This window comes from Cohaesibacter marisflavi (assembly GCF_900115225.1).
Taxonomy (GTDB): Bacteria; Pseudomonadota; Alphaproteobacteria; order Rhizobiales; family Cohaesibacteraceae; genus Cohaesibacter; species Cohaesibacter marisflavi.
The window spans coordinates 79,186-99,868 of the sequence record NZ_FOVR01000015.1; the positions used below are offsets into that span (position 1 = coordinate 79,186).

The window sequence follows — 20,683 nt, forward strand, 5'->3', positions numbered from 1 at the left end:
TCACACCTCATCGGGTGGGTAGATGGCAACACCGGTGAGCGTCTGGTTGACATGCATGGAGTTATATTGCTCGCCATAGGTGGAAAAGCCCACCACTCGATTGTTGGCCAAAATCTGTGAGAGTTGGCCAAGCTGCTGCTTCTGCTCGGCTTCCAGACGCCGCAGGATGCAATCGAACGCGATAATCGCATCCGGTTCTTTTGGGTCAGCCAAAGCATGCAGCTCCCTGTTGAGGTGATCGGCCATATTCTGAGGCTCGGCCAATGTCAGCACGACGCCTTCATCGATGGCGGAAAAGAACACCAGATCGCCATTGTCTGCCACTCGCTGAATGGCCCGCACATGGTGCTGGCCACCGAACTGGACCACCACCGGATGGGCCGCAAAGATGAATGGTGTCAACTGTTCCGGGTCCTTGCCAAGGATACGGGCATATTCCCGTGCTGCCGGTTCGGCATTGATCTCGGAGACCACGCGCCGAGAAGGATCGGCTCCGGTGACGACCATGCGTGTCTGGGCGGGCAGCAAATGGTCGGTCTTGAAGACCCGGATCGGACATCGGCTGATCATCTGCACCAACACAGCAGCGTTGGAGACCACCTTGCCATCATGCAAAACGAAAGTGCGGGTAAAGTCGGTGCCATCCCCCGCCGAGCCACCCGATAGCGGCACCGGACCAAGCCCGAAGGAGATTTCCGCCGTTAGTTGGTCCTCGCAGGTTGAGAGACCATCGACCAGCAAAAGCGAGCATTCCGACTGCCATGACGGGGCTTGCACAGCGAGCGCATTACGATTGCGGATAATACTGGCCACCATCTGCTGGCCGTCAAGTGTGTCGAGATCTTCAATCAGCACATTGCGGGTCGCAAAGTGGCTTTCGGGAAAGCCCAGCGCCACAATTGTGCCCTCGGCATACCCGTCCCGCGTTATTTCTCCTGCCGTCGAGCATCCCACCAGTTTGGTTTTGCCAAAACTCTTGCCAAGGCGCGCGACAAAGGCGGCAATGTCGGTGCGGGGCGAAAAGAACAGGATAACAAGATCCAGATCATCCGGCTGAAGCGCCAATCGTAGCGTCTCCACCGCGTCGACAGCCTGACAATCCACGCAGCCGGTGCGCAGAATTGCATCCGCTCTCCCGCCCTCAAGGCCCATCTGTGCTGAACAGCTTGTCATCGCTCCTCCCCATTACCCGCTGAAGGCATCCAGCGCGCTAGCTGGGCTCGCGCCCGTCATCAAACACATGCTCAAAGCTGGTTTTTCTGGCCACGAGGGCGGCCTGGGTGCGGCTTTTCACGCCCAACTTGCGCATGATGGCGGTGACATGGGCTTTTACGGTGGTCTCGGCGATGGAGAGTTCGAACGCGATCTGCTTGTTCAATTTGCCCTCGCAGATCAATTGCAGAATGCGGCCTTGCTGGTTGGTCAGCGATGCCAGACGTTTGACGGTTTCGTCTTCGCTGAGGGCCGGGCTGTTTTCCAGCAGCTCATAGCCTGCGGGAATGAATTTTTGCCCCTGCGCCAATGTCTCGATGGCCTTTTGAAAGATTGCCCGGTTGGAATGCTTGGGAATGAAGCCGGACGCGCCGGTATGAATGACTGAACTGATGATCTTGTTGTCCGCCATGGAAGAGATGACCACGATCGGGGAACGCGTCGTGTTGCGCAAGCGCAAGAGGCCATCAAGCCCCTGCACATCGGGCAGATTCAGGTCAAGCATGATCAGGTCGGGGCTATCATGTTCGATGATAATGTCCAGCGCGTCTTGCAGGCTGTTGACCGTATGAACGGATCGGATCGAAGACACCGCCTGCAGCGTCATGCAAAGGGCGTCACAAAATAACGGATGGTCATCAACGATCAGTGCAGACCGAAACTGAGCTGGTTGGCTATTCTCGTTATAGGCAAGCATGGCGCTCTCTTTTTGTTTGTGAGAGCACCAGTTTAGCAAAAGCCGGGCTTGGCAACCTATGAGGCAAAGGTCTTAGTTTAAAAGACCTGTAAGATACAATCTAAGACGTTATGATTATTGGGCTATTCAAAACAGAACCAAGCGCCTCTTGAGGTCGGCACAATCGCGTCAGAATTTCCAGATTGCACCATAGCGCCGCCCCTTGTCTGTTGCGAAGCCAGCGCCATACAGAGTGTCTCCGTAGCTATCAATATCATTCACGATGGCGTTGCTGTAGGAGTAGCGATTTTTCAGGTTGCCATATTGATCAAAAAACACAACCGCAGAATAAGGCTTGCCCTCGGCTTCACGCAGCAGGACCGCGAGTTGGCCAGTGCCATAAAACTCCAGATCCCGGATGGTCAACCCCTCGTGCCAATTGGAGTCATTGCGTACAAACATGCGCTGCAAGTCCGCTTTGCCATCGACAGTCCAGACCAAATAGGCATCAACACGAGAACTGCCATCCTCATTTTTCTGGTTACCCATGCCCCAGACTACTCCGCCCATGGCAAAGGACTTCCGGTAGGTATCGACGGCTGCGGCTGTCATCCTGATGCCGCCACCCAAACTCGTATATTTCTGGAATACGCCTTTGGGCAGAATGTCTTGCGGTTTGAATATCTGCGCCTTCGTGCCTTCAAGTGTCACGCTGGAGGATTGGGCCTTAATCCGGATCCCATTCAAATAACCATTGCTGGGGGCGAAAAGCGTGCTCCTGCTCCCGGAAACGAGGGCCGTCCCTTGCTTGATACCGTCCTTGGAATGAACATCAAGAGCAATATGCGATCCATAATCGGAATAATTTGACAGGTCGTAGGGATCGCTCCATATCCTGTAAGCCTCAGTTTTGCCCTTCTCGTTCGAGACAAGCATATTTTGCGAATAACTCTCTGTGTTTTGCAATAGTAGGGCCATCAAACCACCGTCTTTGACCGCATACTCCAAAGAGTAACCCTTCTTGAAAGCTCCCGTTTTCTTATCCGGTTTCCTGTTGCCGAAATAGTGATAGGCGCTCACTTCGCTTTTCTTGTTCTTGGGAGAAATCAGGACGGTCGATACATCTCGCTGAGGATAGTCTGCAAAGATGAAAGCCTTTTCAGGGTCCGTATTCAAATAGCGAACATTTCGAAAGGGGCCATTCCCACTGAAGGAATAGCTGGTCACGATGGAACGTTTGTCGGCGCGGCCAACAAGCTGTACCCGCCTTCTGCCCGCATCCAGTGACAAGAATTCGATATCGCGGGCTTTGCTATTTTTACTTACATAACGCACAAAGTTTTGAGAGTTAATATTCGGAATTTTTTTCCAATCCCTGTCCTGCTCTGCGGGGTAGGGACGCGTTGGCAATGGTTTGGGAGCCGTTGGCTTTGTCGAAGCGGGAACAGGCGCCGATTTTGTCGATACGGTGGACGCGGAAGGCGTCCGCGAGGGAGACGTCGGCTTCTCTTCCAGAAACTGCATCGCAACAGCGCCACCCAAGAGCACCACGACAAAACCTGCGGCCACCAAAGCGATTTTTTTGCCTGAAGGGGCATTGCTGGCTTTACCCGCCTCTTCCTCTTTTGTGCCGTCCCCCGCTCCGTGGAGCGGTTGCGCACCTTCGGACGGTTCTTGCGGTTGCTCATCAGGCGGCCCATCCGACGATGCGCTTGCTGTGGCTGTTTCGGCTTCTTGTGCTGCTGAAGGCTCCGTTTGGGCTGGGCGGATGGATTCCTTTTGCCCCGAAGCTTGCGCATATGCGGCCTGATGGGCTTGTTGCGCTTCCCTTGCAGCGCGCTCTTTTCGGGCCTGCTCCTGTTGCGCCCGTTCCTGTTCCTCTGCCTCGGCTTTGCCCGCCGGACCATCGTCCTCTGGGGCAGATGCGGGCTCATCAGCAAAGGTCTCGATTACCAATAGCATTTTGCGTTCGTCCAGAATGGCATCGGCTGGCGGCGCTTGAATGACCCGCCCCTCATGGCCGCATTTGATGGCAATGCGGCGCCCTTCTGCCGTTTCGGCCAATAGAGCTCTCGTATCCGGTTTCACCAACTCACCGGGTGCAACGAAAACCTCTTTGACACAAAGCGGATAATGCGCAGCAACTGCGGGGGACATTATGGTTTTGAACGCCATGCTTGCGCCTTTGCTACCTATCTTGAGAGAAACGGGTCGAAAATGAACATGAAGAAATTTTGCACATTTATCGTCAAATGAGAAGTCTTCTAATCAAGCCTCCCCGAACAAAGCGTTATCTAATCGTGCCTTTTGACCGTGTTGATAAGAGCATCACTTATTCCGCCCAACTTACAAGCCTCCCATGTGCCCCTTTTTGCGCCTCCTACGATCGAGCGGTTATGCCTATTTTTTAACTATTCAAGCGAAAGAGAAAAGATCATCTCTTCCATCAATAATAATCGTACCGAAATTCTCATTATATTTTTTGATAATTGCGCCCTTAAAGTTACCCAACAGTCAGTTATCTCACTCGGAAGTACGCAATCCGAATAATGCCCGTAGTTTCAACAGAATAGTCTATGTAATGCAAACTTCATACAACTTATGGAGGGTATGTTTCGACCATACTTGCTGAAATACTATTGGACGGGGCGGGGCAATTTATGTGTCTCACTATTGTTCGTCGACAGAATGTCGCAACTATTAAATTTATTACGATGTTTAAGTGCCCTGGATTTAACATGGAGGACGATTAATGTTTAAGAAAATGGCGCTGGCAGTCTCTCTGGCGTGTGCAACTCTTGTCGCTATTCCTGCCAGTGCGCAGGATCAGCTTCGCTTTTCTGCAGGCCCTCCGGGAGGAAACTGGTTTGCACTTGGTGGTGCTTTGGCAGAGACCTGGTCCAAAGAGGGCATCACAACCTCAAGCAGCACCGGCGGTGGTGTTTCCAACGTGGTCAATACAGACAGAGGCAAAACCGACCTAGGCTTCTCGGTAACGGCCCTTGTGGGAGCAGCTTCCAAAGGCGCAGCACCTTTCAAAAAGCCACTTGATAACGTCTCGGTTCTGGCAAACGTTTATCGCCAATATACCTATTTCGTGATGCGCAAGGATTATGCAGACGAAAACGGCATCAAATCCGTTGCCGACATCGTTGACAAGAAGCTTCCTATCCGTCTGGCAACCTTGAAACCGGGCACCTCTTCAGAATTCGTGATCCGCTCCGCTTTTGAAAAAGGACTGGGCGTTGGCTGGAAAGACATTCAGGATTGGGGCGGCTCGGTTTCCTTTGCCTCCTATTCTGACGGTTCCAACCAGCTGGCCGATAATCATCTGGATTGCTTTGCCTTCTCCGTTGGCCGTGCGGCCTCTGTTGTTCTGAAGATCGAAAGCCAGCTGGATGTGGTCATTCTGCCGGTAGACAAGAAAATTCTCGACGCGATGACCGAAGCCCTCGGCACGGTCAGCTTCGAGATTTCTCCGGAAATCTACAAGTCGGTCACAGACCCTGTTCCGACGATTGGTGATTACACCAGCATCATCGTCCGCAAGGATCTGGATGAAGACACGGTCTACAACATGACCAAGGCTCTTTGGGAAAATAAAGACACCCTGCAAAAAGGCGTGAAAGCCGTTGCCGAGTTGAACCCGGAGGAAGCCGTTCCGGCTCTTGCTCCGGCCCATCCGGGCGCAGTGAAATACTGGAAATCGGTTCAGTAATTCCAATTCATCAGCATCATGGCCCGGAGCCGAAATTCCGGGCCATGATCACTTTGTATTGAATTCCTCGTTCGAGAAAGAAGAAGGGCAGCGGTATGCGCGCGACAGGTTCACTCGTAAAGAGAATTGTCTATGTCTACATTTTGGGGGTCGGGTTATTCCATCTGTATACATCGGTGTTCGGCAGCTTTGAGGCTTATTTGCAGCGCAGTTTGCATCTGAGCATGGTGTTTCCGATGGCCTTCATTCTCTACCCCATGCGCGCGGCCGACAAGGACAGTCCGAATGTCCCGTGGTATGACTGGATTTTGGCCATAGCCTCTACGTTGCCCGGCATTTATATCGTCCTCAATTATGAGTCGATCACCTTCCGCATGGTGCAGGTGGACGACGTCACCATGGCTCAGCAGGTGCTCGGCACCGCGCTTATCTTCTTCCTTCTGGAAGCGACCCGCCGCGTGGTTGGCATGCCGCTGGCAATCATTGTCGCCTTCTTTGCTGGCTATATGTGGTTTGGCAACTGGATGCCCGGCGTCATGCAGGGCCTCCCCTTCACCTTCCCTGAAGTCATCGAGCAAATCTACCTTACCGATGAAGGCATCTTCTCCATTCCGCTTGGTGTCTCGGCGACCTTCGTGATGGTCTTCCTCATTTTCGGCGGTTTTCTGGAAAAGAGCGGCGTGGGGCAATATTTCATGGATTTCGCGCAGGCCTTCACCGGGACCTCTCCGGGCGGCCCGGCCAAGATCTCCGTGGTCAGCTCGGCTCTCTTCGGCTCCATCTCGGGTGCCGCAGTTGCCAACGTCTATGGCACCGGCACCTTCACCATTCCCTTGATGAAACGCATTGGCTATCCGCCTTTCTTCGCTGCAGCGGTTGAATCGGTCGCCAGCACAGGCGGGCAGATCATGCCCCCGATCATGGGTGCGGGCGCCTTCATCATGGCCTCTTTCCTTGGCGTGCCTTTCAGCGACGTCATTATCGCGGCCGTTGTTCCTGCGGTTCTCTATTATGGTGCCGTACTGCTGATGGTGCATCTGGGCGCGCTCAAGAATAATCTTCAGGGTCTGAGCGAAGAAGATCTGCCCGACAAGAGAAAAGTACTGCTGCAATCCTACAAGCTGCTACCGATCGTGGCGCTGGTCTATATGCTGCTATCAGGCTATTCGCCCATGCTGGCTGCAGCCGTGGGCATTCTGGGTGCATGGCTGGTCTCCCTGCCAGATCCAGAACATCGCATGGGCCCCAGAAAGATCCTCGACGCCATTGTTGCCGGGTCTCGCAACGTACCGGTTGTCTGCATCGCATGTGCAGCGGCTGGCATCGTGGTTGGTTCGGTTTCACTCACCGGTTTCGGCTTCAAGTTTGTCGGTCTGGTCTTTTCTCTGGCGCAGGGCATCCCCTTTATCGCGCTGGTTCTGATTGCTCTGGTATCCCTCATTCTGGGCATGGGGCTGCCAACCACCAGCGCCTATATTCTGGGAGCGGCACTTGGCGTTCCGGCTCTGGCGCAATTGGGCTTTGATCCTCTGGCCGCTCATATGTTCGTATTCTATTTCGCCATTGTCTCTAACATCACACCGCCGGTTGCCTTGGCGGCCTATGCGGCCAGTTCTCTAGCCCAGTCCAAACCGACCGAAACCGCCATTCAGGCGCTCAAGCTTGGCATTCTGGCCTTCATGGTGCCTTTTGCCTTCTGTTATGATCTCGGCTTGCTCTCAAATGCTGGCTGGGTAGGCAACAGCTTCGCCGTCTTTGGCGGCATCGGGGCTCTGTTTGCCATGGCCTTTGCCATGCTGGGCTTTATCAAAACGCCAATCCCCATGTGGCAACGTTACGTCTTTGGTGCTGCTGCCATCCTGTGCCTGTGGCCGCTGGTGGCGGTGAAGCTAGCAGGCGTTGCCCTGACCGCAGCAGCCGCTATGCTTTGGAGCCGAAAGGTGGCAACAGCGGCATAACGGCCGCAAAGCAACAAGCGCAACTGGCGACTAATCAAGGAATCGCAGGATCTGTGACCTTTTAAAAGATCACAGGTCCTGTTTTGTTTAAGAGCTGCGAGATGCCGGTATGCCCAACACGCTAGCTGGTCGGCGTCCTTGCTCCCTTATTGAAAAGTTGCACCGCTCCCACAATCCCGGCATGGTAAGCAACGACAGATCATCAGACTCCGGGGTGCTGCCAAATGGATAAATTTTCCGTCATGACTGCCTATTGCCGCATTGTCGAACGCGGCAGCTTTGCCCGTGCGGCGGAAGATCTCGGCGTTTCTGCCGCCTTGCTCAGCAAGGAAATCAAACTGCTGGAAGAAAGCCTCGGATCGATCCTGCTCAGCCGGACCACTCGCAGCATGTCGGTTACGGATGCGGGCCAGCAATATTATGAGGAAGCCCTGTCCATTCTCGAAGCTGTTAGCAAACTGGATGGACGCATCCGTGAGGTTTCCGGCTCCGTGAAAGGGCAATTGCGGATCAACGCGCCCAATTCTTTCGGTCAGGCCGTGATTTCGCCGATGCTGCCTGCCTTTCTGGAAAAGCACCCCGATCTAAGGCTCACCTTGTCGCTTGATGATCGCGTGGTTGACATGATCGAAGGCGGGTTCGATCTTTCAATCCGGGTGCGCTCCAGTCTGCCCGATTCCTCTCTGATAGCCCGCCGTCTGGGCCGGGTGCAGCAATGTCTGTTTGCTTCGCCCGACTATCTGGAGACGGCCCCTGCCCTCAACCAGCCAGATGACATCAAGGCTCATCCGGTCATAGGCTTTCTGCTGGCCGATCATGTCAGTGAATGGAGCCTTCTAGGGCCGGGCGGGCCGCATACCTTTTCTTTCAAGCCCCATGTCAAGGTGGGGAGCAGCTTTGTGCTTCGCGATCTGCTGATTGCCGGTCATGGCATTGGAACATTGCCCGATTTCATTTCGCAAGCCCCGGTCCGCGAAGGAAAACTGGTGCGCATTTTGCCCGCCTTCTCGTTGCAACCGCGCGAGGTCTTTGCCGTCAGCGCCTCCCGCTTTGGCATGCAAGCCAAGGTTTCGGCCTTTCTAGATCATTTGCAAAGGGCCATGAAGGACTGCATTCATAACGCCCTGTAAAGAATGATTTAAAAACGAGCCGCTTATTCATCCACGCAGCCAGAGCTACCTTTTCAGCATCGAAACCAAGACTGAAATCGAAACTGAAAAGGCTCACCATGACCCGCATTCTCGTTCTTTACTATTCAAGCTATGGCCATGTCCGCGATCTCGCTCAGGCAGAGGCGGAAGGCGCACGCAGCGTTCCCGGCACCATCGTCGAGCTCCGCCGCATTCCTGAAACCATGGCTGAAGAGGCCCGCCGCAATGCCGGTTTTATCGAAGATGAAACCCCTGAGGCCTCCCCAGCCGATCTGGCCCATTATGACGGCATCATTTTCGGCACGCCGACCCGCTTTGGCATGATGGCTGGCCAGATGAAGCAATTTCTGGATCAGGCTGGTGGTCTCTGGGCGCAGAATGCGCTGGTCGGCAAGGTTGCGGCCGTTTTTGCTTCTACCGGCTCCCAGCATGGCGGACATGAAGCAACCCTGCTCTCCACACAGATTCCACTGATGCATTTTGGCATGTTGATCGCCGGGCTGCCTTACAGCTTCGCTGGCCAGACAGCGCGAGACGGCATTATCGGCGGTGCTCCCTATGGCGCTGGCACCATCGCCGGTGCGGACGGTGCTTTACAGCCCACCGAAACAGACCTCGCAGGTGCTCACTTTCAGGGTCAGCATGTGGCCCGGATTGCATCTCGTCTTGCGGCCAGCGCAACGAACCGCGATGTCGCCTGATGCGTGCCCTTTTACCAGCTATTGACATTTGATCGGAGGATCTGCCTCATGAAACGCTGGACCAAATCGTCTCAGGAACAGCGGTGCGCTTTAAAAACGCATCGCGTTGCTTGTAACCTTCCGCCCTATTTGATGCGTGATATCGGCCTTGAGCCATTCCATGAGCGTCTGCCCGTTTCGCTTCATCTGATCCGTTAGCCATAAAAGGCCCACAAAGGCTCCTGTAATGATCAAGTCTCTATCCCGCTCCTATGACACCTTTCTAACGGCGCTTGCTCCCGCTATCTGGGGCAGCACCTATCTCGTCACCACAGAATTCCTGCCCGCTGGCTACCCGCTGACGCTTGCGGTGTTGCGTGCCCTGCCGGCGGGGCTGCTGCTCATGCTGCTGATCCGCGCTTTGCCACCGAGAGCCATGCTTGGCCGCCTCTTTTTGCTCGGAACACTGAATTTTGCGCTCTTCTGGAGCCTGCTTTTCGTGTCGGCCTATCGGCTCCCCGGCGGAGTGGCAGCAACATTGGGAGCAACACAGCCGCTGATGGTGTTGTTGTTGGCCCGCTTTGCCCTGAGCATACCCTTGCGCACCGCTTCGGTGCTTGCGGCTCTTTGCGGCATTCTCGGCGTAGCCATGTTGCTGATCGGGCCCGAGGCAAAGCTTGATACCATCGGCATCGCGGCGGGGCTTGGAGGGGCAGCCTCCATGGCGGCGGGCACTGTACTCAGTCGGAAATGGCAGGCCAACGTCTCCCCGCTTACCTTCACCGCTTGGCAATTGACCGCCGGTGGCTTGATCCTTCTGCCAATCGCGCTCTTCTTCGAGCCAGCCTTACCCGCCTTGAGCGCCACCAATCTGGTAGGGCTTGCATGGCTAGGCCTGATTGGCGCGGCCTTGACCTATTGGCTCTGGTTCCGCGGCGTTGCACGGCTGGAGCCGGGCGCGGTTTCCATGCTGGGCATGATGAGCCCGATCACGGCCGTTGCTTTGGGTTGGCTCTGGTTGGGACAATCACTCACGGGCCTTCAATTTGCCGGTGCTGCGCTTGTGATTGCATCGGTCTGGGCGGGGCAACGTTTCAACAAGCCCTCGGCTCGGCAGGAACAAGCGTCAGGCCCTCTCATCCTGAAAGAGAGAACGGATCCATGAGTTCGCCACCACATCAAACACAGATCTGGCGTATGGCGAGGGCCGCCGGATGCCTCTATGTCGCAATTATCCTTCTGGGACTATCCGCAGAACTTGGCATCCGGTCGCAGCTCATCCAGCCTGATGATACTGCTGCGACAGTGAGTGCCATCCTCGCTCATGGTGGCCTGTTTCGTCTCGGTCTTGCTGCCGACCTCGTCATGGCTCTTAGCGATGCCGGGTTGGCGCTGCTGTTCTTCTTCATGTTTCGGGCAACCGCGCCCGCTCTGGCTTTATCAGCTATGGTGTTCCGCCTGCTGCAAACCGGGGTAATCGCGGTCAACCTGCTCAATCTGCAGGCCGCCTGGCTGCTGATAAACGGGTTTTCCGGCTCTCAGGCAACCATGGCGATGCAGTTTCTCCTCCTTCATGGCTATGGCTACGATCTGGGCCTGTTATTTTTTGGCGTGAATGGGCTGCTGATGGCTGCGCTCATCTGGCAATCGCGCCTTTTCAGCCGGGTTTTCGCTGTCGGGCTGGGGGTGGCCGGTGTCGTCTATCTTACCGGCAGCGGACTGCGCTTTCTGGTGCCCGATTTGGCCGACAATTTCGAACCGGCCTATGGCATCCCGATACTGGCGGAAAGCCTGTTTTGCATCAGATTGCTCATCGGTTCTGGATTTGCCTCAAAGCGGTTGGGACGAGAGGCCACCCCGCATGCCGCGGAAGAGAAATGACACACAGTTGGCGCATCTGAAAGTTGCGCAATGGTGGGCGCTTAAATATGGTTGAGCAACAGGGTGATTTGTTCGCATAGTCTGGGGACAGCCGGTCTGACTCCATTCACCCGTTCTGCCAACCTCAAGAGCCTCATCATGCGCTTTATTCATTGCGCCGACTTCCATCTCGGCAAACCTTTCGGAACGTTCGACGAGGACACCCGCGCAGCGCTGAAGACGGCACGCCTGGACGCCTTGCGCGCCACGGGCAATCTGGCGATGGAACGGGGAGCAGAGCTGGTGCTGATTGCTGGCGACACCTTTGATGCGGAGGCACCGCCCTCACGGCTGGTCCGGCGTGCCATTGATATCATGGCAGACTTTTCGTCCATCACATGGATCTGGATGCCGGGCAATCACGATTCCCTTGCCGCGGTTGATCTGTGGGAGCGGATCGAACGGGACAGGCCGGAAAATGTCATTCTCGCCACAAAGGCCGAGGTGATCGAAATCGGGCAGGATGTGGCCATTTTGCCTGCGCCGCCCGCTGTCAGAAGCCCCGGCTTTGACCTCACAGACTGGATGACGCGCGCTGAGACGGGCGATCGCATCCGGATTGGCCTTGCCCATGGCGGGGTGACCGATTTCGGCTCGGAAGATGGCGGGCTGGCAACCATTCCGCCGGACAGGGCCGAGCAATCAGATCTTGACTATCTGGCACTTGGCGATTGGCATGGCCAAATGGCCATCGGGCAGAAGACATGGTATGCGGGCTCCCCCGAGGCAGACGGCTTCAAAGGGCATAGTGAGGCCGGTGTGCTGTTGGTCAGCATTGATGCGCGTGGAACGGCGCCGCGCGTCGAGCCCATTCCTTTGGGGCGCTACAAGTGGCATCGGCTGGAGGTCAGCTTTTTTGCGGGTAGCGATCCGGTGGAAAGCATGATGATGGCTCTGCCTGAAGCAGACCGCGCCCACGCCCTCATCAAGCTCATCGGCTCGGGTCGCCTGACGCTTAGTGAATTGGCCCGCCTCAAGGAAGCCTGCGACGGGATCGCGGACGCCTTCCACTATTTCGATGCCGACTTGATGAAAATCGGCATCAAGCAGAATGAGGATGATCTCGACCTTATCGCAGAAAGTGGCGCCCTCAGGGTAGCCGCAGAAAGCCTTTTGGCCGAAACCTCGACCGACGGGCGGACAGAGGAGGATGCGCACATCGCTCAGCAGGCACTGTCGCACCTGTTCCATCTGGCGCAGGAGGTGGACCAATGAGATTACGCAAACTGATCCTGCATAATGTTCGCCGCTTTGCCGACAAGACCGTCACTCTCGGCCCCTTTGGCGATGGGCTCACCACCATCACCGAAGAAAATGAACGCGGCAAGAGCACCTTTTTTGATGCCCTTCATGCCCTGATTTTTCATGACTATGGGTCAGCCCGCAAAGAAATCCGGGACTTGCAGCCCTATTCGGGCGGAGCGGTTCAGATTGCGGCGGAAATCGAGCTTGGCAGTGAGGCCTATCGCATCGAAAAACTCTTCAATCTGAAGAAGGCAGGCTCGTCTGCGCGGATCATCAGTCTTGCAACCGGCGCCATTCTCAAGCAGGCCGACGATGCCGAGCAGTGGATTCACGATACCATTCTGAGCAGCAGCAAGGGACCGGTGGGTCTGCTCTGGGTTCGGCAGGGAACCGTCGGTGTCGATGCGGCAAAGGCTGAAGCCGAAGGGGTTGATGCCCGCCGCGATGTCATGTCCAGCGTTCGTGGCCAGATCGATGCCGTAACCGGCGGGCGGCGCATGGACACGATATTGCAGCGCTGCCGCAGCGAACTGGACGCAATAGCCACCAAGGGCGGCAAGCCAAAGGCTGGCAGCCAATGGAAGGAAGCCGAAGATCTGGCCGAAAGCCTGCGAGAGCAACAGGCCAAACTGCAAAAATCCGTCGATGCCCTCAGCCACGATCTGGAGATGAAGAAGCGGCTTACCAAGCGCCTGCGTGAGCTCAATGACCCTGCCCTTCGCGCAAGGCGCGGTGATGCGATCAAGGCAAGCCAGGCTGAGCTTGCCGCCGCGCGGGATCATGACCGTCGCATCAAGGAAGCCGAGCAGGGTCTCAAGCTTCTGATGGCTCAGGAGCAGGATATCGAGCGCACCATTAAGGAGATTGGCTCCCTGCGCGACAGACGTGAAGCCTTGCGCCAAGCCATCAGCGAGCGCGAAGCCACACTGGCAAAAATCAAACAGGCCAAGGCGCAAGTGCAGGCGGCCATGGCGCAGCAACAGGCAACCATCAGCGAAAAAGAAGCCGAAAGATGCTCTTTGAGTGACGCCTTAACCCGTGCCCGCCAGCAGGAACGCTCTCGTGAGAAACGGCGACGCCTGATCGCGCTTGGGACTCTCCTTGCCAGCCTTCAGGAACCGCTCTCCCGTCTGGCCGAGGCGGAGCGCATTCTCAAGATGCCCACCGCTTCGCCAGCAGATCTGGAACGCCTTGCCAACCTTGAGCATCGGCGGGACATCGCCCGAGAAAAGCGCAAGATCCATTTTTCCAGCTTTTTGCTTTCCTCGCAGGGCGAGCAAGCAAAGTGCGCAAGCGCAATCCTGCCAGATGGCGAAGCCCAGCTCATTGATCGCCCGCTCGATATTACGCTGCCGGGCTTTGGCGGGATCCAGTTGCGACCGGCAGAAGGAGCGGCACAAGCCATCGAAGACCCAGACGCCTTGCAAGCGGAGATCAATGCCACGCTCGGCGCGCTCGGGTTTGAAACGGTAACAGCTGCAAGAGCTGCCCATGACGTCCATCGCAAGGCGCAGGATGCCAAACAGCTGGCGCAGGCACAGATCCGGGCCAGTGCGCCAGACGGGCGGGAAGCATTAAGACGCGAGCAAGACCAGCTATGCACCGAGCTTGGATGCAGCATTGAACAGGCTGCGTCCTTGTTGGTTGATGACAATGCCAACGCGCCGCGCACCTTAGAAACAATGGAACATGGCCTACGTGATTTGGACGAGGCACTGTCCGCACTTCGTGGGTCTCTGCCCAAGCTTCAAGACCGTTTCACCCATGCGGCCAATGCCTTGACCGAAGCGGAGGTTCTGTTGGGAGAAAGGCGCAAGGCACTGGCTGATCTCGCCCCCCCTGCCGATGAAGAAGCACAGCTTGACCAGAGCATTCGGGCAAGAAACGAACTGGCGCCAAAACTCGCCACAGCCCGTGCGCAAGTCAACCAGCTTCAGCAGCAGGCGCCCGATCTTGCCGCCGCCGATGCCGCCCATCAACGGGCGCTTCAGGCTGACGAACAGGACCGGAAGGAAATTCACCTGCAGGAGACGGAACTGGCGCGGCTCAATGGTGCCATTCAGACCCAATCTGAAGGAGCCGTTGAAGAAAAGCTCGCAGAGGTCAGCGGCAGGCTAACCCGCGCTTTAGAGAGGGCGGCGCAGTTTGCCAGCCACGCCAAGGCCATCGACTTGTTGATCACCCATCTCGAAGCCGCCCGGGCACAAGCGCAGGAAACCTATTTCGAGCCGATCCGACAGGAATTGTTGCCCCTGTTGCGCCAATTGCATGCAGGTGCTGACTTCCAGATTGATGCCGACAAGCTGCTGATCGACACCATCACGCGCAACGGCATCACCGACAAGGTTGATGTGCTTTCCGGCGGGGCCTATGAGCAGATTGCCATTCTAACCCGTCTGGCCTTTGCCAAGCTGTTTGCCAAGCGTGGCAGTCATGTTCCGATTATTCTCGATGATGCATTGGTGCATACGGACGATGAGCGCATTTCCACCATGTTCAACATGCTGGCCCAGATGGCCAAGGATCAGCAGATCATTGTTCTGAGTTGCCGCACCCGGGCCTTCTCGGACCTTGGGGGTGAGCGGGCCTTCATCAGTGAGGGACGAGAAGACAGCCCAAGAGAGCATTAAGGATCAAGGCGGCCCGGCATCGCTTTGCTTTGCTTTGCTTTGCTTTGCTTTGCTTTGGCAAGGATGCCGGGATGCTTTACCCGTCACACCATCAAAAACCTGATGGCAGGCGCCCTCGTCCTAGTGAGCCATCAAGACTGGCAGGGTCGGATCTTTCATGAAGGCTTCTGTGACACCGCCAAAGATCCGCTCCCTCAGGCGCGAATGCCCGTAAGCGCCCATAACAATCATGTCGGCCTGCACGGCCTGCGCATGCTGCTTGACGAGCTTGTCCTGATCCTGCCCATCGCTCGAGAGCACATCAACGCTGACATTGACATCATGACGGGCCAGATAGGTGGCGAGATCCGCTCCGGGTTCTTCGCCGCTTTCTTCTACGCGCGCAACAGGATCAACCATCAGAATGGTCACGTTGGTTCCCTTTTTCATCAGGCCCAGCGCACTATAAATGGCGCGGGATGCTTCATCGCCGGAGTTCCAGGCGATCATCATCCTTTCTGGCTTGAGAGTGGCTTTGCCATCTTTGGGAACAATCAGAACCGGTCGGGTTGAGCGGAAAATCGCCCCTTCGATTACCGGCTGAAGGGCGATCCGGTTTTTCATGATGGAATTGCTCAACACAAGCAGATCGCTAAAGTGGGCACGCAAGGCGATTTCGTCTTCAAGCATCGCCTCTAGTAGATATTCGTGCTCGACATTATAGGATATCCCTTGAGACTCAAGAATATCCCGCGCACTTGAGACGCGCACAGAGAGGGCTTCAGCTTCGCTGTCTCTTTCCTTGGCCCAGAGCAGGAAGCCTGCGTCGGCATATTCACCCACGGGCGGGTAGGTGGACAGCCCCATTACGATGAGAGACAGGTGGGCGTCGACTTCAGCACACAAGCCCGCGACCAGTTTGATCTCGGAGTCCGGAGTGTTGGCCGTGCAAATACTCAGTATCGTTCTGATAGCCATGATAACCTCCTTATGGATACTCATCACGGCCCCATTCTACCAGCAATCCGGATAGGCTTGTATGAGACTTAATAGGCGTAAAATCAGCCGCTTGGCGAATAATCCGAGGCCACTTACCGGAGGTTGACGCTACATAGCGGCGGCGGCTCTTGCGGCCTGATCATAATTGCCCGAGACCATGCGCAAGGTGGAGGCAACCTGAGACAATTCTTTTTCATCCAGCCCGAGCGCCTTCATTGGCTTGATCAGCAGAGCTTCGCGCAGCCTTTTATATTCCAGACAGGCGTCTTCTCCGGCGGGGGTGATTTCGGCGATCTTTTCCTTGCCTCTCTTGCCCGAGGCAACCAATCCGGCTTTTTCGAGTTTTTTCAAGGCATAAGCAACGGTGTGCGTGTCTTCCACATTCAGCACCAGACAGATATCGGACAGGGTTTTGGAGCGCCCCCGATGGTTGACACTGTGCAGCACGATGACATCAAGTGGACCAAGGCCTTCAGTGCCACTGGCCGCCATGCAGCGCTCGATCCAGCGATGATAGGCATTGACCATCATGGTGAGCGCAAATTCCACCTCCGAAAGCGCAGGCATGGCCCCTGATGCCAGATGCGAAGCGGCAACGACCGGGCCGATTTGTTTCTCCGTGCTATCCATGCTCATGAGTTTTCCCCTCTTATCCCGTTGCAATTTTCCCGTCATTTTGCACCAGAGATACCTGCATTGCATCGATCTGGCGATTGGGATCATGCAAACTGCTTGACCACCTTAAACTTTTGTATATAGATTTTATCGATAAAATATAGACAAAATGTCAAAATAAAGCAATCACAGACCACGCCTTCCAACCCTAACAAAAGTGGTCTGCCATAAGCCAGAGGTATTGATATGTCAGGAAAGTGGGATTTTTGGATCGACCGTGGTGGCACCTTCACGGATGTTGTCGGTCGGTCGCCAGAGGGCACTTTGCATCCGCACAAGCTTTTGTCCGAAAATCCGGAAGCCTACCGCGACGCCGCCATTCAGGGCATTCGCGATCTACTGGGCGTGAAAACCGGAGATCCGATCCCTTCCGATCAGATCGACTCGGTGAAAATGGGCACAACAGTTGCCACCAACGCGCTTCTTGAACGCAAAGGCGAGCCGACCGCCCTGTTTATCACGAAGGGCTTTCGCGATGCGCTAGAAATCGGCTATCAGGCGCGCCCGGAGATCTTTGCCAAGGAGATCATCAAACCCGAGCTGCTGTATCACGATGTCTATGAAATAGATGAGCGCATTCGGGCGGATGGCTCGGTGGAGACGCCACTTGACGAAGCGTGCGCTCGGACCAGCATGCAATCGGCGTGGGATGCGGGCATCCGCAGCATCGCCATTGTTCTTATGCACGCCTATGCCTATCCTCAGCATGAATTGCTGCTGGAAACACTGGCCAGAGAAATCGGCTTTACACAAATCTCCGTTTCCCATCAGGTATCCCCGCTGATGAAACTGGTGGGCCGAGGCGACACCACTGTCGTGGATGCCTATCTCTCGCCCATTCTGCGCCGCTATGTGGAACAGGTGCAAGAAGAACTGGGCGAAGGCCCGCGCCTGATGTTCATGCAGTCTTCCGGCGGATTGACCGCAGCCAATCTGTTTCAGGGCAAGGATGCTATTCTTTCCGGTCCTGCTGGCGGGGTTGTCGGCGCGGTCGAGACCGCCCGCATGGCAGGCTTTGAAAAGATCATCGGGTTTGACATGGGTGGGACATCCACCGATGTCTGCCATTTTGACGGCGAATATGAACGCGCCTTTGAAACCGAGGTCGCCGGTGTTCGCATGCGCGCCCCAATGATGATGATCCATACGGTGGCTGCCGGTGGTGGCTCCATCCTTCATTACAAGGACGAACGCTTTCAGGTCGGCCCCGATTCTGCGGGCGCCAATCCCGGCCCGGCCTGCTATCGACGCGGAGGGCCGCTGACGGTTACCGATGCCAACCTGATGACAGGCAAACTGGCAACGGACTTCTTCCCCCAGATTTTCGGCCCCAATCAGGATCAGCCTCTTGATAAAACCGTCGTGCGGGAGAAATTCGCCGCTCTGGCTCAAAAGGTCGGTGATAATCGCAGCCCCGAAGATGTCGCGGATGGCTTTCTCAAGATCGCCGTTGAGAATATGGCCAATGCCATCAAGAAAATTTCGGTTCAGCGCGGCTATGACGTCACCTCCTATGCCCTTGTCTGCTTTGGTGGTGCGGGCGGTCAGACAGGCTGCCGCGTGGCCGATAGCCTTGGCATGAAGACCGTGGTGCTGCACCCCTTCTCGGGCATCCTTTCAGCCTATGGCATGGGGCTTGCCGATATCCGCGCCGACCGGCAGCAATCCGTGGTCAAGCGGTTGGAGGAGAGCCTCATTCCTGACCTTGAAGCGCTAAGAGACGGTCTCGCCCTGCAGACCGAAGAAGAACTGGAACGGCAGGCTGTTCCGGCAGACAAGCGGCAGACGCGCACCATTGTGCATCTGCGCTATGAAGGATCAGACACCTCCTTGCCGGTTCATTTCGGAGCTGTATCGGAAATGAAAGCGGCCTTCGAGCAGGCACATAAGGCCCAATTCGGCTTTGCCTATTCCGACAAGGAGATTGTCGCCGAAACACTGGATGTGGAAACCACCGGTGGCGGAGCAGGCCTCATCGAGCCGGATCTGACGCTTTCCAGCGAGACCCCGGAGGCTGCCGCTGCAACACGCATCTACGCAGAAGGCGAATGGCACGACACCTCCATCTACAAGCGCGATAGGCTGAAACCCGGCATGACCGTTACTGGCCCAGCCATCCTTGTGGAATCCCACGCAACGATCGTCGTGGAAGATGGCTGGCAGGCCAAGCTCAATGCCAAGGATCATGTGGTGCTCAGCCGCATCGTGCCTCTGCAAAGAGACAAGGCCATCGGTACCCAAGCCGATCCGGTGATGCTGGAAGTCTTCAACAATCTGTTCATGTCGATAGCGGAACAGATGGGGGTAACCCTGCAAAAGACGGCTTATTCGGTCAACATCAAGGAACGGCTCGACTTCTCCTGCGCCATCTTTGACGCCAAAGGAGCCCTGGTTGCCAACGCACCGCACATGCCGGTGCATCTGGGCTCAATGGGCCGGTCCGTGGAAACCGTCATCAAGCTCAACGAAGGCAACATCAAGCCCGGCGATGCGTTCGCCCTCAATGCGCCTTATAATGGCGGTACGCATTTGCCCGATATTACCGTCGTCACGCCGGTGTTTGATGACGAGGGCGAGAGCATTCTGTTCTGGGCTGCTTCGCGCGGTCACCATGCCGATGTCGGCGGCACCGCTCCCGGCTCCATGACACCGCTTGCCACCACCGTGGACGAAGAAGGCGTGCTGTTTGACAATTTCAAGATTGTCGATCAGGGCCATTTTCGCGAGGCAGCTCTAAGGGACTTGCTGACAGATCACGCCTATCCAGCCAGAAATCCGCACCAGAATATCGCAGACCTTTCCGCCCAGATCGCGGCCAACGAGAAGGGCATTCAGGAAGTGCGGAAGATGGTCGCCAACTTCGGGCTGGATGTGGTGGAAGCCTATATGGGCTATGTTCAGGACAATGCCGAGGAAAGCGTGCGGCGTGTCATCGAGGCGCTCAAGGATTCCGAATGTGAGTATCATACGGATCAGGGCTCCGTCATTCATGTGAGGATCACGGTCAATAAGGAAAAGCGGGAAGCAACCGTGGACTTTACCGGCACAACCGGCGTCAAGGCCAACAATTTCAATGCGCCGGAACCCGTGACACGGGCAGCAATCCTATATTGCTTCCGCGTGATGGTCGAAGGCGACATTCCCATGAATGCCGGATGTCTCAAGCCGATAAACATCATTGTTCCGGAAGGCTGCATGTTGCGCCCGAGCTATCCGGCAGCGGTGGTGGCAGGCAATGTGGAGACCTCGCAACATGTGACCAACGCCGTGTTCGCCGCATTGGGCGCCATGTCTAATTCGCAAGGCACAATGAACAATCTCACCTTTGGCAATGACATCTATCAGTATTATGAAACCATCTGCTCGGGCTCTGCAGCCGGACCGGGCTTTCATGGCACGGATGGTGTGCATACCCACATGACCAACTCCCGTCTTACGGATCCTGAGGTTCTGGAATTCCGCTTCCCTGTTCTTCTGGAAGATTTCCATATCCGCAAAGGGTCCGGCGGCAAGGGCAAATGGTCTGCGGGCGATGGCACTGAGCGTAGCTTGCGCTTCCTTGAAAAAATGGATTGCGCCATTCTTTCCTCGCATAGAAGTGTCAAGCCTCGCGGGCTTGAAGGGGGTGAAAATGGAGAGCTCGGCCACACCTGGGTTAAAAGGCTTGATGGGTCGGTGCAAGAGCTGAAGGGTTGCGATCAGACCATACTGGATGCTGGCGACACCATCACGGTGGTGACCCCGACACCAGGCGGATGGGGCGCACTCTAATCTTTTCTGCCACGCTGAATCTTGACGCACACACAAAAGCCCGCTCCCATCAACGATGAAAGGAGCGGG

15 protein-coding genes are annotated in these 20,683 nt (G+C 56.0%); 10 read left to right on the forward strand and 5 right to left on the reverse strand.

All coding sequences use genetic code 11. The features are described 5' to 3' along the window. The 3 genes from BM258_RS20745 to BM258_RS20755 form a co-directional block, all read right to left on the reverse strand. Positions 1 to 1,173, reverse strand: a complete 1,173-nt coding sequence (locus BM258_RS20745) for an FIST N-terminal domain-containing protein (protein ID WP_244544797.1) — start codon at positions 1,171 to 1,173, stop codon at positions 1 to 3. Positions 1,174 to 1,210: 37 nt separating this feature from the next. Continuing rightward, on the reverse strand, positions 1,211 to 1,909 hold the full coding sequence (locus tag BM258_RS20750) for a response regulator (protein ID WP_090075155.1): 699 nt from the start codon (positions 1,907 to 1,909) through the stop codon (positions 1,211 to 1,213). A gap of 168 nt (positions 1,910 to 2,077) precedes the next feature. Beyond that, positions 2,078 to 4,063 carry a flagellar basal body-associated FliL family protein gene (locus BM258_RS20755; protein WP_090075156.1) on the reverse strand — a complete coding sequence of 662 codons (1,986 nt, stop codon included), beginning with the start codon at positions 4,061 to 4,063 and terminating at the stop codon, positions 2,078 to 2,080. A 577-nt stretch (positions 4,064 to 4,640) separates the two neighbouring features. Between BM258_RS20755 and BM258_RS20760 the strand changes: the two genes are divergently transcribed. The 9 genes from BM258_RS20760 to BM258_RS20795 all read left to right on the forward strand — a co-directional run bounded on the left by BM258_RS20760 (position 4,641) and on the right by BM258_RS20795 (position 15,190). Beyond that, positions 4,641 to 5,606: a TAXI family TRAP transporter solute-binding subunit gene (locus tag BM258_RS20760; RefSeq protein WP_090075157.1), complete on the forward strand. Its 966-nt coding sequence runs from the start codon at positions 4,641 to 4,643 to the stop codon at positions 5,604 to 5,606. Between the two features lie 95 nt (positions 5,607 to 5,701). Continuing rightward, complete coding sequence (locus BM258_RS20765) at positions 5,702 to 7,564, forward strand: TRAP transporter permease (RefSeq protein ID WP_090075158.1); 1,863 nt, start codon at positions 5,702 to 5,704, stop codon at positions 7,562 to 7,564. 224 nt (positions 7,565 to 7,788) lie between these two features. Beyond that, the gene (locus BM258_RS20770) at positions 7,789 to 8,694 is read left to right on the forward strand and encodes a LysR family transcriptional regulator (RefSeq protein ID WP_090075159.1); all 906 of its coding nucleotides are present in this window, start codon (positions 7,789 to 7,791) and stop codon (positions 8,692 to 8,694) included. 98 nt (positions 8,695 to 8,792) lie between these two features. Then, positions 8,793 to 9,416, forward strand: coding sequence for an NAD(P)H:quinone oxidoreductase (gene wrbA, locus BM258_RS20775; protein ID WP_090075160.1), 624 nt, complete (start codon positions 8,793 to 8,795; stop codon positions 9,414 to 9,416). A gap of 48 nt (positions 9,417 to 9,464) precedes the next feature. Further along, positions 9,465 to 9,614, forward strand: coding sequence for a hypothetical protein (locus tag BM258_RS24560; protein WP_175528190.1), 150 nt, complete (start codon positions 9,465 to 9,467; stop codon positions 9,612 to 9,614). A 28-nt stretch (positions 9,615 to 9,642) separates the two neighbouring features. Beyond that, entirely contained in the window at positions 9,643 to 10,560 is a 918-nt protein-coding gene (locus BM258_RS20780) for an EamA family transporter (RefSeq protein WP_090075161.1), read from the forward strand. Next, positions 10,557 to 11,276 (forward strand): DUF4386 domain-containing protein, encoded by a 720-nt coding sequence (locus tag BM258_RS20785; protein WP_090075162.1) that lies wholly within the window; start codon positions 10,557 to 10,559, stop codon positions 11,274 to 11,276. The genes BM258_RS20780 and BM258_RS20785 overlap by 4 nt, the downstream gene beginning before the upstream one ends. 138 nt (positions 11,277 to 11,414) lie before the next feature. Next, positions 11,415 to 12,530 (forward strand): metallophosphoesterase family protein, encoded by a 1,116-nt coding sequence (locus BM258_RS20790; protein ID WP_090075163.1) that lies wholly within the window; start codon positions 11,415 to 11,417, stop codon positions 12,528 to 12,530. After that, the gene (locus tag BM258_RS20795) at positions 12,527 to 15,190 is read left to right on the forward strand and encodes an AAA family ATPase (RefSeq protein ID WP_090075164.1); all 2,664 of its coding nucleotides are present in this window, start codon (positions 12,527 to 12,529) and stop codon (positions 15,188 to 15,190) included. Before BM258_RS20790 ends, BM258_RS20795 begins: the two co-directional genes overlap by 4 nt. Positions 15,191 to 15,310: 120 nt before the next feature. Here BM258_RS20795 and BM258_RS20800 read toward each other — a convergent pair whose 3' ends face one another. Together BM258_RS20800 and BM258_RS20805 are read right to left on the reverse strand one after the other, a co-directional pair. Further along, on the reverse strand, positions 15,311 to 16,147 hold the full coding sequence (locus tag BM258_RS20800) for a universal stress protein (protein ID WP_175528191.1): 837 nt from the start codon (positions 16,145 to 16,147) through the stop codon (positions 15,311 to 15,313). A gap of 129 nt (positions 16,148 to 16,276) precedes the next feature. Further along, positions 16,277 to 16,804, reverse strand: coding sequence for a winged helix DNA-binding protein (locus tag BM258_RS20805; protein WP_175528192.1), 528 nt, complete (start codon positions 16,802 to 16,804; stop codon positions 16,277 to 16,279). Positions 16,805 to 17,029: 225 nt separating this feature from the next. On the opposite strand from BM258_RS20805, the gene BM258_RS20810 reads away from it, so the two are divergent. After that, positions 17,030 to 20,614: a hydantoinase B/oxoprolinase family protein gene (locus tag BM258_RS20810; RefSeq protein WP_090075166.1), complete on the forward strand. Its 3,585-nt coding sequence runs from the start codon at positions 17,030 to 17,032 to the stop codon at positions 20,612 to 20,614. Positions 20,615 to 20,683 lie beyond the last annotated feature (69 nt).